Consider the following 13,908-nt stretch of genomic DNA (forward strand, 5'->3'; position numbering starts at 1 on the left):
AGCCCCAGATTCAAGGAGTATGACGTGGCTGTTCCCAAGCGGAAGATGTCCCGCAGCAACACGCGCAACCGTCGCGCGCAGTGGAAGACGTCCGCGCCGCAGCTGGTGACCTGCGCCAACGCCGCCTGCCGTGCGAAGCACCTGCCGCACACCGCGTGCCCGACGTGCGGCCAGTACGGCCCGCGAGCGGCGCGTCGCCAGGTCTTCGAGCTGTGACCGGCGCGGCCGGCGGCCGCGTTCAAGACCTCTTCAACGAGCTGGGGATCGGGATCGATCCCCAGCTCCTTGAGCTTGCCCTGACCCACCGGTCCTGGGCGTACGAGCACGGCGGCACCCCACACAACGAACGCCTGGAATTCTTGGGCGACTCAGTGCTGGGCGTCGTCGTGACCGAGCACCTCTACCTGACGTACCCGGACGCGCCCGAGGGCTGGCTCGCCAAGATGCGCGCCGCTGTGGTCAACACGTACGCCCTCGCCGACGTCGCGCGGGGTCTGGGCTTGGGCTCGCTGCTCAAGTTGGGCAAGGGTGAGATCGGCACCGGAGGTGCCGACAAGGATTCGATCCTCGCCGACGCCACCGAGGCGGTCATCGCTGCGGTGTTCCTGTCCGGGGGACGGGACGCGGCCGAACGGTTCGTGCACCACCTCATGGACCCTGTCGTCGCGTCCGCATCGGCCGACGGCCGTTCGACCGACTGGAAGACCGCGCTCCAGGAGCTCGCAGCCGAGCAAGACCTGGGGGCGCCCACCTACCGGCACACCTCCACGGGGCCGGACCACGACAAGCGCTTCGAGGCCGTGGCCGTGGTGGCCGGGGTCGAGTACGAGGGATCGGTGGCCCGCTCGAAGAAGCTCGCGGAACAGGGTGCTGCCCGGTTGGCCCACGACGCGCTCGTCGAGGCGCTGGGCGCCGCTGCGGAGGAATGATGCCCGAACTCCCCGAGGTCGAGGTGGTGCGCCGCGGGTTGGAGCCCTCGATCAACGGACGCCGCATCCAGTCCGTCCGCGTCCTGCACCCCCGGCCGGTTCGCCGCCACTCGGCCGGTCCCGACGATTTCGCCGTCACACTCACCGGTCGCACGTTCGTGACCCCCCGCCGACGCGGCAAGTACCTGTGGTTGCCGTTGGCCGACGGGGACGCCGTGCTCGCCCATCTGGGCATGAGCGGCCAGTTCCGGCTCGACGAGCACGACGCGCCCCTGCAGCGCCACGCTCGCGTGCTCTTCGACCTCGACGACGACGTCCAGCTACGGTTCGTCGACCAGCGCATGTTCGGCGGACTGTCGGTCTCCGTGGGGGGAGCGGACCTCCCCCGCGAAGTCGCCCACATCGCACTCGACCTGTTCGACCCGTCGGTCGACCTCTCGGCTCTGACCGCTCGGATCCGGACCAAGAACAGCGCGATCAAGCGCGTCCTCCTCGACCAGACGGTCGTCTCGGGCATCGGGAACATCTACGCGGACGAGTCCTTGTGGGTGGCCCACATCGACGGCCGGACGCCGGCGTCCGCCCTCACCGAAGCCGAGGTGACCGCGCTGCTCACGGCGGCACGGGACGTGATGGAGGCCGCCCTCGCCGTCGGGGGCACCTCGTTCGACGCGCTCTACGTGAACGTCAACGGCGAGTCGGGCTACTTTGACCGCACTCTCAACGCCTACGGTCGCGAGGACCAACCGTGCCCACGGTGCGGCACCCCGATCACCCGGGAGCCGTTCATGAACCGTAGTTCCTTCCGCTGTCCAACCTGCCAGCGAGCGCGTTGAGGTTGGGCCCAGCCACCCGGCGCACCCCGCACCCCACCGATGGGCATGTGATGCGTGGGACGCATCACATGCCCATCGAGCAAGAAGTAGAACGTGCCGACCGCCGCGTGAGCCGGCGCGCCCAGAACGTCGGAGGGGGCTGTGAGGCTGGTGGCATGAGCTCATCTCTGCAGGTACCCGGGTTGATCCGACGTGCTCGTCGCGAGGCCGATCTCAGCCAGCGTGACCTGGCGAGGCTCTTGGGGGTCGACCAGTCCCTCGTCGCTCGGTGGGAGACCGGGGCCCTGTGCCCCTCCGTTCCCCTCCTCGAGCGCATCCTGGAGATGGCAGGCTTCCGGCTGGCCGTGGTAGCGGCCGGTGAGGAGGCGCGTCCTGCGGCCGATGGAGCCGCGCTGAGCGTTCCAGCCTCCGAGGCGGCCCCGATGAGGTCGGACTCGGTGAGGGACCGCCAACACCGTCGTTTCCCGAGTCACTTGGACGTCCGCGACGTTCAGGACCCGATGTCCGGTCAACGCCGTCCGCATGCGCCATGGCGGCGGCGACGTGACCGGATCAGGGTCACGATGGGCATCGTCCCGATGGACCATCCCACTCCCCTGGAACTTGAACAGGCGCGGTGCAATGCGGCGCGGGAGCGACGGGAAGCTCTCGCTCAGCGCGTCCGGCGGTTGCCGGAGTGGACCCCGCTGGGCCAGACCAACTCGTGCGCGTGTCCCGCGTCCTGCTGGCTCGAATCCGGCTGCGACGAGCAGTGTCCTTGCCGGTGCGAGCGGTCCCCGGCGCGGGGAAGCGCTACGCTTGCTCTCTTGTGAGCCCTTCCACCTCGTTCTTCGCCCGCTACGGCAACACGGCGCGGCAGTTCGTGACGTTCGGGCTCGTCGGCGGAGCCGGAGTGCTGGTCAACATGGCCACGGTCGCCGTGGCCAATGCCATCGGCGTCCACGTGTTCGGGGTGGCGGACAAGGACCCCTTCATCCCACTGGTCGGCACCGATCGCGCGCTGCGCTTCTACATCGTGTACGCCGCCCTCGCATTCCTCGTGGCCAACCTCTTCAACTTCATGTTGAACCGCCACTGGACCTTCAAGGACCACCACGGAAAGCCGGCGCCGTTCTTCCATGAGTTCATCCCCTTCCTCACGGTCGGGGCCGTCGCCCAGCTGATCGGCTTCGTCATCCTCTACCTGCTGCGCAACGAGACGTCCCCGCTGTACCTGAGCCACCCGTTCTTCACCTATGACGGCCCCTGGTGGACGCAGCGCCTCTACTGGGCGCAGTTGATCCAGATCGTGTGCGTGATGCCGATCAACTTCATCGTCAACAAGCTCTGGACCTTCCGCGTCGTCCGACAGCGACACGCGGCCGGCAAGCGGGTGGACCACACGACGCGTTCGTAAGGTGGCAGCGTGTACCTCAAGTCCCTGACGCTGCGCGGCTTCAAGTCGTTCGCGTCGGCGACGACGCTGAACTTCGAACCCGGCATCACCTGCGTTGTCGGACCCAACGGCTCCGGCAAGTCCAACGTCGTCGACGCCCTCAGTTGGGTGATGGGGGAGCAGGGTGCCAAGACCCTGCGCGGCGGAAAGATGGAGGACGTCATCTTCGCCGGCACGTCGACCCGGGCCCCGCTCGGTCGCGCCGAGGTCAGCCTCACCATCGACAACACCGATGGGGCGCTTCCGATCGACTACACCGAGGTGACGATCAGCCGCACGATGTTCCGCGCCGGCGGCTCGGAGTACGCCATCAACGGCAGCCCGGCCCGCCTGCTCGATGTTCAGGAACTCCTGAGCGACTCCGGCATCGGCCGTGAGATGCACGTCATCGTGGGCCAGGGCCAACTCGACGCGATCCTGCAGGCGACTCCCGAAGTGCGGCGCGGCTTCATCGAGGAGGCCGCGGGTGTCCTCAAGCACCGCAAGCGCAAGGAGAAGGCGCTCCGCAAGCTGGACGCCACCCAGGTCAACCTCGATCGACTGACCGACCTCGTCGCCGAGATCCGCCGCCAGCTGAAGCCGCTGGGCCGACAGGCGGAGGTCGCGCGGAAGGCCGCGACCGTCCAGGCCGAGCTCCGTGACGCCAGGGCACGGCTGCTCGCCGACGACTACGTCATGGCGACGCTGGCCCTGCAGTCCGATCTGGCCGCCGAAGCCGAGATCAAGGCCCGCCGCCTCGTCCTGGAGGAAGCCCTGGAAGCCGCCCGTGAGGCGGAGGCCGAGGCCGAGCAGGCTGCCCGCGCCGCGAACCCCGAACTCAACCGCGCCCAAGAGACCTGGTACGCCCTCGCCGGCCTGCGGGAGCGGATCGCCAGCACGCTCACGATCGCGAACGAGCGCGTCCGGAACGCCGCCAACACGTCCGTGGACGACCGACGCGGGCGTGATCCCGAGGCGATCGAGGCGGAGGCGGCCGGGATCCGCGAGACCGAGGAGGCGATCACCGCCCAGGTGGCCGAGCGCGCCGCCGCCCTCAAGGAAGCGTCCGCCGCTCGCGAGCAGGCGGAACGGGCCCACGCGGAGGCCGAGCAGCAGTACGCCGCGCAGCTTCGCGCGATCGCGGACCGCCGCGAGGGTCTCGCCAGGCTCGCTGGTGAGGTGAACTCGCTGAAGTCGCGCACCGAGGCCGCGGACGCCGAGATCGAGCGCCTCCGCTCCGCCGGATCCGATGCCCACAAGCGCGCCGACGAGGCCCGTGCGTCGTTCGTGCGCCTGGAAACCGAGCTCCAAGGGCTCACGCAGGGCGAGGAGGGACTCGACGCCGCGTACGAGTCGGCCGAGGCCGAGCGGGTCGCCGCCGCCGAGGCGCTGGAGGCGCTTCGGGTGGACGAGCAGCGCGCCCAGTCCGAGCGCGCGTCGATCGCCGCACGCCTGGAGGGCCTCAAGGTCGGGCTCGACCGCCGCGACGGGACCGGAGCGCTGCTCGCGGCGTCCGACGAACTGTCTGGTGTGCTGGGGTCGGTGGGCGCACTCGTGCGGGTCGAGGCCGGCTACGAGGCGGCGGTCGCGGCCGCGCTCGGCGGAGCGGCCGAGGCTGTCGCCGTCACCGGTCTGGACGCCGCCGTCGAGGCCTTCGACCACCTCAAGGCCGATGACCTCGGTCGCGCCGGCCTCCTGCTGGGAGGCGCCGACACCGCCGAGGACCGGTCCGGGTGGCCGGCCCTTCCCGAGGGTGCGCGCTACGCCCTCGACACCGTCACGGCGGACGACACCTTCCTCCCGGCCCTGCAGCGCCTGCTGCGCAAGGTGGCCGTCGTGGACGACCTTCCCGCAGCCAGGGCGCTCGTCGCCTCGCTCCCGGACACCACCGCCATCACGCGCGAGGGCGACCTGCTCTCGACGTGGTTCTCCACGGGAGGGTCGTCGGCACGTCCGAGCCTCATCGAGGTCCAGGCGGCCGTCGACGCGGCGTCCGCGGCCCTGGTCGAGGCCCAACAGGACGTCGAGCGGTTGACGTTCGCCAAGGCGTCCGCGGTGACTCGTCTGGAGCAGGCGACCGCCCGCAGCGAGGCCGCGCTGGCGCGGTTGCACGAGTCGGACGCCCAGTACTCGGCACTGGCCGACCAGTTGGCCCGGCTCAACCAGGCTGCTCGCGCGGCGGTTGCCGAGGCCGAGCGCCACCACGCATCCGTGGCGAAGGCCGAGGAGGCCCGGGAGCGCAACACGCAGGCGCTCGCCGCGCTCACTGAACGCCTGCGCGTGGCCCGGGACACCACCGAGGTCGCCGAGGCCGACCCGGCCGAGCGCGACCGGCTCGCGCTGGCCGCAGCGAAAGCTCGTCAGGCGGAGATGGAGGCGCGGCTGGCCCTGCGCACCGACGAGGAGCGCGCGCGAGCGCTCGCCGGCCGCGCCGACTCCCTCCTGCGCGCTGCCCGTGCCGAGCGCAACGCCCGCGCCGAGGCAGCCGCCAAGCGCGAGAAGCTGCGACGGGAGGCGGAGGTCGCGAAGGCCGCCGCCGCGGCGTCCGAGTGGTTGCTGGGGGTGGTCGCAACCTCGCAGGAGGAGGCCGGACGCGCCCGCCGCGCCGCGGACGAGCGCCGGGTCGAGGCGGACCGCCGGGTCCATGACGCGCGCCAGCGCAGCCGCGACCTGGCCCGCCAGTTCGAGGGCGTCGTCGACGTGGCCCACCGCGACGAGCTGGCGCGGGCCGAGCAGCGCATGCGCATCGAGGCCCTGGCGGAGAAGGCGCTGGAGGAACTGGGGCTGCCCGCCGAGGTGCTGGCCTCGGAGTACGGGCCGGACCGTCCGGTCCCGGTCCTGACCCGTCCCGATGGCACAGCGCTCACCGAGGACGACGAACAACCCGAGCCGCGCCCGTTCGTCCGCGCCGAGCAGGAGAAGCGGTTCCGGACGGCCCAACGCAACCTCGACCTGTTGGGACGGGTGAACCCGCTCGCGCTGGAGGAGTTCCAAGCGATGAGTGAGCGGCACCAGTTCCTCGCCGAGCAACTGGATGACCTGAAGCGGACGCGGGCGGACCTGCTGGGCATCGTCGACGACGTCGACGCCCGCGTGGAGCAGGTGTTCGCCGACGCCTACGCGGACGTCGAGGTGGCTTTCGAGGACGCGTTCGCCCGGCTGTTCCCCGGCGGCGAGGGCCGACTCGTCCTCACCGAGCCCGGAGGGTGGCTCACCACCGGCGTCGACGTGGAGGCACGCCCGGCGGGGAAGAAGGTCAAGCGGTTGTCGCTGTTGTCGGGCGGGGAGCGCTCCCTCGTCGCGGTGGCGTTCCTGGTCGCGCTGTTCAAGGCGCGCCCGAGCCCGTTCTACATCCTCGACGAGGTGGAGGCCGCCCTCGACGACACGAACCTCGGGCGCCTGCTGGGCATCTACGAGGAACTCCGCGAGAACAGCCAGATGCTGGTCATCACCCACCAGAAGCGGACCATGGAGATCGCCGACGCCCTCTACGGCGTCACCATGCGGGAGAGCGGGGTCTCCACCGTCATCAGCCAGAGGCTCCGCGATGGCTGAGCCGAACCGTCGGGCATACTGGCAGGGCAAGGAGGTGACCCGATGCTCGTCATGATCTTCACGATGCTCGCCGTGTTGGTGCTGGCCGCCGGCGTGATCGCCGTCGTCGTCATGGGCATGGAGGGCACCGGACGTGAGCAGCACCCCGACATCGCGGATGCCATGGCCAGGACGGCCCGGCATCTGAACGGTGAGGGTGAGCCGCCCCGCGCCTTGGTCGCGATGCTCGACGAGATGGACGACGTGGGCGACATCAACGTGCGCGACATACCGGCCAAGCTCCGTGCGGCCTCCGCGGCCTCCGCCAGGTCCGCGCGCTCGGCGTGGTCGGCCCTGTCCGCCCGCTCTGCCCCGTCGGCCAATCGACCCGAACCCGAGGAGGGCGCGCTCCAGTCGGAACGCGGGACGGAGCTCGACGAGGCGGCACGGAAGATGAGTGACGCATTGGCCGCTCCCGTGCCCGAGGACCGCGGCGCTGAGGACCCCTACGGGGTCTGGGGTCAGGCCGACCCCAAGGGCGAGGTCGACGCAGAGCACGAGACACAGCAAGGTGCCACGGAGCCCGGTCAGGGGGCGACCCTCCTCGCCGAACGGGCCAACGTCGTACGGGTGCGACTGCCGGAGGGCAACGCCCAAGGCTGAGGCCCACCACTAGGATGGCCGCGTGCTGACCCCCTTCGACCCCATCGTCTGGATCATCGTCGGCGTCGTGTTGGCGCTCGCCGCGATCCTGACGACCGTCCTCGTCGTCCGCAACCGCCGCCAGCGCGAGCTCACGCGCCAGTACCGCGAGCCGATCGAGCCACCCGCCACGCCCACCGAGGTGCCGACGGCCGAGGCCCCGGTCGAGGCCCCCGCAGCCGCGGCGCCGGAGGCCCCGACCACCGAGCGCCCCGAGGCGGCCGGAACCCGTCTGGCCCGCCTGCGCCGCCGCCTCGCGGGATCGAACAACGTGCTCGCCCAGGCACTGCTGGGCATCTTGAGTTCCGACAAGCTGGACGCCGACACCTGGGACGACTTCGAGGCCACCCTGATCGGGTCAGACCTCGGCGTGGGCCCGACGACGGAGCTGGTCGAGAACCTCCGCAAGGAGTTGGCGATCGACGGTGTGCAGGATCCGGCTCGCGCGCGGGCTGTCCTGCGCTCGGAGCTGGTGAAGCTGGCTGACCCGACCCTCGACCGGACGCTGAAGGTGACCGGCGCGAACGGACTGCCGGCCGTCATCCTCGTCGTCGGGGTCAACGGCACCGGCAAGACAACCACGGTCGGGAAGCTGGCTCGGCTCCTGGTCGCCGAGGGCAAGACCGTCCTCCTCGGTGCGGCCGACACCTTCCGTGCGGCGGCGTCCGAGCAACTGCAGACGTGGGGCGACCGGGTGGGTGTCGAGACTGTCCGCGGCCCGGAGGGGGCCGACCCGGCGTCCGTCGCGTACGACGCGGTGAACACCGGCGCGGACAAGGGCGTCGACGTGGTCCTGGTCGACACCGCCGGACGCCTCCACAACAAGTCCAACCTGATGGACGAGCTGGGCAAGATCCGCCGCGTCATCGAGAAGCGGGCGCCGATCACCGAGTGCCTGCTCCTGCTGGACGCCACCACCGGCCAGAACGGCCTCATCCAGGCCCGCGTCTTCAATGAGGTGACCGACATCACCGGCATCGTGCTGTCCAAGCTGGATGGCTCGGCCAAGGGCGGCATCGTCGTCCAGGTCCAACGCGAGCTGGGCGTGCCCGTGAAGTTCATCGGGCTCGGGGAGGGCGCCGACGACCTCGCGCCGTTCACCGCCGAGGGATTCGTCGACGGCCTGCTGGGGGAGTGAGGCATCCCGCCCGCTCGATCCAACTCTGATGCGCCCTGCGCATCAGAGTCCCATCGCTCCGATCGGCGCCCCCCTGCCCCGCTCACCTCGTGGGTCAGGGCCGCCCCGGCCCCGCGACGACGGCCACCCATCGAGACGGTAGGCTGGGGCGGCACCGATCCGTCCTGACGAGAAGGCACGCATGTTCGACACTCTCCAAGACCGCCTGCAAGCCACGTTCCGCAACCTCCGGGGCAAGGGGCGGCTCACCGATGCCGACATCGATGCCATCGCGCGCGAGATCCGGTTGGCACTGCTCGAGGCCGACGTCAACCTTGGGGTCGTCAAGGAGTTCGTGGGCGCGGTCAAGGAGCGGGCGAAGGGGACCGAGGTCAGCCAGGCGCTGAACCCGACCCAGCAGATCATCAAGATCGTCGACGAGGAACTCGTCGAGATCCTCGGCGGCGAGGCTCGTCCGCTGCGCTTCGCGAAGAACCCGCCGACCGTGATCATGCTCGCGGGCCTCCAGGGCTCGGGCAAGACCACCCTGGCCGGCAAGCTCGCCCTCTGGCTGCGCGAGCAGGGCCACACCCCGATGCTGGTCGCGGCCGACCTCCAGCGCCCCAACGCCGTCAACCAGCTCCAGGTGGTGGGTGGCCGCGCCGGGGTCCCGGTGTTCGCGCCGGAGCCGGGGAACGGCGTCGGCGACCCGATCCAGGTCGCCCGGGCGTCCGTCGAGGAGGCCAAGCGCAAGTACTACGACACGGTCATCGTCGACACCGCGGGCCGGCTCGGCGTGGACGCCGAACTGATGCAACAGGCCGCGGACATCCGCGATGCCGTGAACCCCGACGAGATCCTGTTCGTCGTCGACGCGATGATCGGCCAGGACGCCGTCAACACCGCCAACGCGTTCGGCGAGGGGGTCGGCTTCGACGGGGTCGTGCTGACCAAGCTCGACGGTGACGCCCGCGGCGGCGCAGCCCTGTCGATCTCCAAGGTGACCGGCAAGCCGATCATGTTCGCCTCCAACGGCGAGGCGCTGAAGGACTTCGACCTCTTCCACCCCGACCGGATGGCCTCGCGCATCCTCGACATGGGTGACCTGCTCACCCTCATCGAGCAGGCCGAGAAGAACTTCGACGCCGAGCAGTCCCGCAAGGCGGCCGAGAAGATCATGGGCTCGGGCGACTTCGGGCTCGACGACTTCCTCCAGCAGATGCAGCAGGTCCGCAAGATGGGCCCGATGAGCAAGATCCTCGGCATGATGCCGGGGATGGGGCAGTACAAGGACGCCCTGGGGGCGATCGACGAGCGTGAGATCGACCGCATCGAGGCGATCATCTACTCGATGACGCCGGCGGAACGCGCGAAGCCCGAGATCCTCAACGGGTCGCGCCGCTCGCGCATCGCCAAGGGGTCCGGCACCACGGTCCAGGACGTCAACGGCCTGGTCAACCGGTTCATGGAGACCCGCAAGATGATGCGCCAGCTCGGCAAGGGCGGCGGCATGCCGGGTATGCCCGGCATGAGTGCGCTGGGTGGCATGCCCGGTGTCCCGGGGCGCCCCGCGAAGCAGCAGGCGAAGAAGGCGGCCAAGGCCAGGAAGGGCGTCTCGGGCAACCCCGCACGCCGCTCCGGGAGCCCGGCGGCCGCCGCCGAGCACGCGCGCGTCCCGCAGACAGAGGCCGAGGTGAAGGCCGCGATGGCCGACTTCCAGCTGCCGCCCGAACTGCAGAAGATGTTCGACCAGCAGAACAAGGGCCAGTAAGGGCCACCGGGCATGGCGCACACCCACGACGACGTCCCCCTGGACGCCTTGGGCCAGCCGTTGCTCGCCCACACCCACACCCACGACGGATCCACGCACACGCACGTGCGCCCTGTGTCCGAGGAGGACGGCCGGCTCAGCCCGGCCACAGCCCGGTTGCACCTGCGCGGCGTCCTCCTGCCCGGCAGCCACGTCGTGGACCTCTGGGTCGTCGACGGACTCGTCACGTTCGAGCCCGTCGCGGACGCCCTCACCGTGGCCACCGACTGCTGGATCATGCCCGGCCTGGTGGACGCCCACTGCCACATCGGTATGGGGCCCCACGGCGCGACGGATGCCGCGGAAGTCGAGCGCCAGGCCATCGCGGACCGTGATGCCGGCACCCTGCTGGCCCGCTCGCCGGGAGTCCCCACCGACACCGCCTGGGTGGACGACCGCGAGGACCTGCCCCGCCTCATCCGAGCCGGACGCCACATCGCGCGCCCCCGCCGCTACCTCCGCAACGTCGGTGAGGAGGTCGAGCCCGCCGACCTCGTCGCCGAGGTCCGCACCCAGGCTCGTGCCGGGGACGGCTGGGTCAAGATCGTCGGGGACTGGATCGACCGGGACGCCGGCGACCTGCGACCCCTGTGGCCCGCCGACGTGGCTGCCGAGGCCATCGCGGCCGCCCACGAGGAGGGCGCCCGGGTGACGGCCCACTGCTTCGACGAGCAGTCCGTCACCGAGTTGGTGGAGGCCGGCATCGACGGCATCGAGCACGGCACCGGCCTGGACGACGCCACCATCGCCACGATGGCAGCTCGGGGGGTGTCGCTCGTCCCGACCCTGGTGAACATCGAGACGTTCCCGTCGATCGCGGCGGCCGGAGAGGCCAAGTTCCCCACGTATGCCGCCCACATGCGCGCGCTGCACGAGCGGCGCTTCGAGACCATCGGCAAGGCCGTGGACGCCGGCGTCCACGTGTTCGCCGGGACCGACGCGGGGGCGGTGATCCCGCACGGCCTGATCGCCGACGAGGTCGACCTGCTCGCACGCGTCGGGGGAGCGGAGTTCGCCTTGGGCGCAGCCTCCTGGCGTGCCCGGGAGTGGCTGGGCGCCGAGGGACTGACGGAGGGCGCGTCCGCCGACCTCGTGGTCTTCGACGGTGACCCGCGCACGGATCTGGGTGTCCTCCGGCACCCGAGGTTGATCGTACTGCGCGGACGCGTGGTGCGCGACTGAGGCGACCCTCGCCCCAAGTTGGGCGTATCGCGTCCGGTTCTGGCACAATGAACGATGCACTGTGCCCGTGGGTGCCCTCTCACGCCGGCGAGCACAGTCCACCCGAGTTCGGCCGATGGTTGACCCACGCCAGAGGTCCTGCTCACCCGATCCCGTCCGTGCAGGTGCACGGGCATGTTCCAACAGGAGAACCACACACGTGGCCGTCAAGATTCGTCTCAAGCGGATGGGCAAGATCCGCAACGCGCAGTACCGCATCGTCGTCATCGACTCCCGCGCCAAGCGCGATGGTCGGGCGATCGAGGAGATCGGCATCTACCAGCCGAAGACCGAGCCCTCGGTGATCCGCATCAACTCCGAGCGCGCCCAGTACTGGCTCGGTGTCGGCGCCCAGCCGTCCGAGACCGTCGAGAAGCTGCTCAAGCTCACCGGCGACCGCGACAAGTTCACCGGCGGCGCCGGCGAGTCCGTGGTCAAGCCGCAGCCGGAGAAGGGCGACAAGCTGGCCGCCTTCAACAAGGCGCTGGCCGAGGCCGACGACGAGCCGGCCTCGGGCGCGATCACCTCGCGCAAGAAGAAGGCCGAGGAGCCCAGCGAGGCCGAGGCTGACGCCGACGCGGCCGACGCCGAGGCTCCGTCTGAGGCGGCTGGCGCTTCCGACGAGGCGTGAGCGTGCTGGCGGACGCATTGGAGCACCTCGTCCGCGGACTCGTCTCCAACCCTGACGACGTCGTCGTGTCCGACTTGGAGCGACGACGCGTCCGGACGCTGGAGGTCCGCGTCAACCCCGAGGACATCGGCAAGGTGATCGGACGCCAGGGTCGCACGGCGAGCGCCCTGCGCACGGTCATCACCGCTCTCGCCGGTCGCGAGCAGGTCCGTGTCGACTTCGTCGACGTGGACCGTCGGCAGCGCCGCAACTGAGCACCCGCGGTCCCCGGTCCGCCACATTCCAGTCGAGGAACGTGGATGGCCGGGGACCGTTCCGTCCCCACCACTGAGGAGTGAGCACCATGGGTGAGTTCGTCGACGTGCTCGTCGGCACGATCGGCCGGGCGCACGGCCTGCGCGGTGAGGTCACCGTGCACGTGCGCACCGACGAACCCGAGCGCCGGTTCGCGCCGGGTGCCGTGGTCAGCCTCGACGGGCGGCCGCGCACGGTCGCATCGACACGGTGGCACTCTGGCACGCTGCTGCTGAAGCTCGACCGGGTCGAGGACCGAACCGGTGCCGAGGCACTGCGTGGCAAGGAACTCTGGGTGAAGGTCCCGGTCGACGAGGCCCCGGCCGAGGACGGTGAGTACTGGGATCGCCAACTGGTCGGCCTGACCGTGCTGGACGCCGCGGGAGCACAGGCCGGCACGATCACGGACGTCCTGCACCTACCGGCCCACGACACGCTCGTCGTCCGGACGCCGACGGGGGACCGACTCGTCCCCTTCGTGGACGCCCTCGTGCCGATCGTCGACCTGGCAGCCGGGCACGTCCAGTTGGCCGAGGTCGGCGGCCTGCTGGTGGACGAGGAGGACTGATGTACTTCGACATCATCTCGATCTTCCCCGACTACTTCACCCCCCTCGACCTGTCGTTGGTCGGCAAGGCTCGCCGGGCGGGCCTGGTCGACTGGCACGTCCACGACCTGCGGACGTGGACGCACGATCGGCACCGGACGGTCGACGACACCCCCTACGGCGGGGGTGCGGGCATGGTCATGAAGCCCGAGCCGTGGGGGGATGCGCTCGACCACGTCCTCGACCATGCGTGGTCCCTGCCGACCCTGGTCGTCCCGACACCGTCGGGGGAGCCCTTCCGGCAGGCGACCGCGCACGAGTTCGCCGCACTGCCCCACCTGGTCTTCGCGTGCGGGCGCTACGAGGGCATCGACGCGCGCGTGGTCGAATACGCCGCGACCCGCATGCCCGTCCGCGAGGTGAGCCTCGGTGACTACGTGCTGAACGGGGGGGAAGTGGCGGTGCTCGCGATGGTCGAGGCGATCGTCCGGCTCGTCCCGGGCGTCGTCGGGAACGCGTACTCGCTGGTCGAGGAATCCCACTCGGTGGAGGGTGAGGGGCTGCTGGAGTACCCCGTGTACACCAAGCCGCCGTCGTGGCGTGGCCTGGACGTCCCGGAGGTGTTGCTGTCGGGCAACCACGGCAGGGTCGCGCAATGGCGCCGGGAGCAGTCGCGGGAACGGACGGCGCGCCGTCGTCCCGACCTCCTTCCCGGCGATGAGAACGGCAATTTCGCAAGAGAGTCACAGCGTTAATACCCCCAGTCAATGCGTGAATGGGGGGCCTGAGCGGGATCCCGCGGGAAACGCACATCCCGATGGGGCAAACGCCGGGAAACTTGGCTAAGTTGTGGCCGTGGCGACAACAACACTG

14 protein-coding genes are annotated in these 13,908 nt (G+C 70.4%); all 14 read left to right on the plus strand.

Annotation, left to right across the window (positions count from 1 at the left end; translation table 11 throughout):
* Positions 1-24: 24 nt before the first annotated feature.
* The gene (gene rpmF / locus AC5YDV_RS01480) at positions 25-216 is read left to right on the plus strand and encodes a 50S ribosomal protein L32 (protein ID WP_496181829.1); all 192 of its coding nucleotides are present in this window, start codon (positions 25-27) and stop codon (positions 214-216) included.
* Entirely contained in the window at positions 213-929 is a 717-nt protein-coding gene (gene rnc, locus AC5YDV_RS01485) for a ribonuclease III (protein ID WP_496181830.1), read from the plus strand. The genes rpmF and rnc overlap by 4 nt, the downstream gene beginning before the upstream one ends.
* Positions 929-1,765, plus strand: a complete 837-nt coding sequence (gene mutM, locus AC5YDV_RS01490) for a bifunctional DNA-formamidopyrimidine glycosylase/DNA-(apurinic or apyrimidinic site) lyase (RefSeq protein ID WP_496181831.1) — start codon at positions 929-931, stop codon at positions 1,763-1,765. Before rnc ends, mutM begins: the two co-directional genes overlap by 1 nt.
* Before the next feature lie 155 nt (positions 1,766-1,920).
* Positions 1,921-2,577, plus strand: a complete 657-nt coding sequence (locus AC5YDV_RS01495) for a helix-turn-helix domain-containing protein (protein WP_496181918.1) — start codon at positions 1,921-1,923, stop codon at positions 2,575-2,577.
* Positions 2,574-3,161 (plus strand): GtrA family protein, encoded by a 588-nt coding sequence (locus tag AC5YDV_RS01500; RefSeq protein ID WP_496181832.1) that lies wholly within the window; start codon positions 2,574-2,576, stop codon positions 3,159-3,161. The genes AC5YDV_RS01495 and AC5YDV_RS01500 overlap by 4 nt, the downstream gene beginning before the upstream one ends.
* A gap of 9 nt (positions 3,162-3,170) precedes the next feature.
* A complete protein-coding gene (gene smc / locus AC5YDV_RS01505) occupies positions 3,171-6,734 on the plus strand; it encodes a chromosome segregation protein SMC (RefSeq protein WP_496181833.1) in 3,564 nt (1,187 codons plus the stop codon).
* Between the two features lie 42 nt (positions 6,735-6,776).
* Positions 6,777-7,376 (plus strand): hypothetical protein, encoded by a 600-nt coding sequence (locus AC5YDV_RS01510; protein ID WP_496181834.1) that lies wholly within the window; start codon positions 6,777-6,779, stop codon positions 7,374-7,376.
* Positions 7,377-7,398: 22 nt separating this feature from the next.
* Positions 7,399-8,553, plus strand: a complete 1,155-nt coding sequence (gene ftsY, locus AC5YDV_RS01515) for a signal recognition particle-docking protein FtsY (RefSeq protein WP_496181835.1) — start codon at positions 7,399-7,401, stop codon at positions 8,551-8,553.
* Positions 8,554-8,734: 181 nt separating this feature from the next.
* Positions 8,735-10,303 (plus strand): signal recognition particle protein, encoded by a 1,569-nt coding sequence (gene ffh, locus AC5YDV_RS01520; RefSeq protein ID WP_496181836.1) that lies wholly within the window; start codon positions 8,735-8,737, stop codon positions 10,301-10,303.
* A 12-nt stretch (positions 10,304-10,315) separates the two neighbouring features.
* On the plus strand, positions 10,316-11,524 hold the full coding sequence (locus AC5YDV_RS01525) for an amidohydrolase family protein (protein WP_496181837.1): 1,209 nt from the start codon (positions 10,316-10,318) through the stop codon (positions 11,522-11,524).
* Between the two features lie 199 nt (positions 11,525-11,723).
* Positions 11,724-12,194 (plus strand): 30S ribosomal protein S16, encoded by a 471-nt coding sequence (gene rpsP / locus AC5YDV_RS01530; protein ID WP_496181838.1) that lies wholly within the window; start codon positions 11,724-11,726, stop codon positions 12,192-12,194.
* A gap of 2 nt (positions 12,195-12,196) precedes the next feature.
* A complete protein-coding gene (locus tag AC5YDV_RS01535) occupies positions 12,197-12,448 on the plus strand; it encodes an RNA-binding protein (RefSeq protein WP_496181919.1) in 252 nt (83 codons plus the stop codon).
* Between the two features lie 89 nt (positions 12,449-12,537).
* On the plus strand, positions 12,538-13,056 hold the full coding sequence (gene rimM, locus AC5YDV_RS01540; protein WP_496181839.1) for a ribosome maturation factor RimM: 519 nt from the start codon (positions 12,538-12,540) through the stop codon (positions 13,054-13,056).
* Positions 13,056-13,790, plus strand: a complete 735-nt coding sequence (gene trmD / locus AC5YDV_RS01545) for a tRNA (guanosine(37)-N1)-methyltransferase TrmD (protein WP_496181840.1) — start codon at positions 13,056-13,058, stop codon at positions 13,788-13,790. The genes rimM and trmD overlap by 1 nt, the downstream gene beginning before the upstream one ends.
* Positions 13,791-13,908: the final 118 nt, after the last annotated feature.

Source organism: Propioniciclava sp. LT432, assembly GCF_059515965.1.

Bases quoted from the DNA above. Each gene is read 5' to 3' on its own strand.
- AC5YDV_RS01495 (WP_496181918.1), top strand. From the start codon at position 1,921: ATGAGCTCATCTCTGCAGGTACCCGGGTTGATCCGACGTGCTCGTCGC.
- trmD (WP_496181840.1), top strand. From the start codon at position 13,056: ATGTACTTCGACATCATCTCGATCTTCCCCGACTACTTCACCCCCCTC.
- ffh (WP_496181836.1), top strand. From the start codon at position 8,735: ATGTTCGACACTCTCCAAGACCGCCTGCAAGCCACGTTCCGCAACCTC.
- mutM (WP_496181831.1), top strand. From the start codon at position 929: ATGCCCGAACTCCCCGAGGTCGAGGTGGTGCGCCGCGGGTTGGAGCCC.
- rimM (WP_496181839.1), top strand. From the start codon at position 12,538: ATGGGTGAGTTCGTCGACGTGCTCGTCGGCACGATCGGCCGGGCGCAC.
- AC5YDV_RS01510 (WP_496181834.1), top strand. From the start codon at position 6,777: ATGCTCGTCATGATCTTCACGATGCTCGCCGTGTTGGTGCTGGCCGCC.
- AC5YDV_RS01525 (WP_496181837.1), top strand. From the start codon at position 10,316: ATGGCGCACACCCACGACGACGTCCCCCTGGACGCCTTGGGCCAGCCG.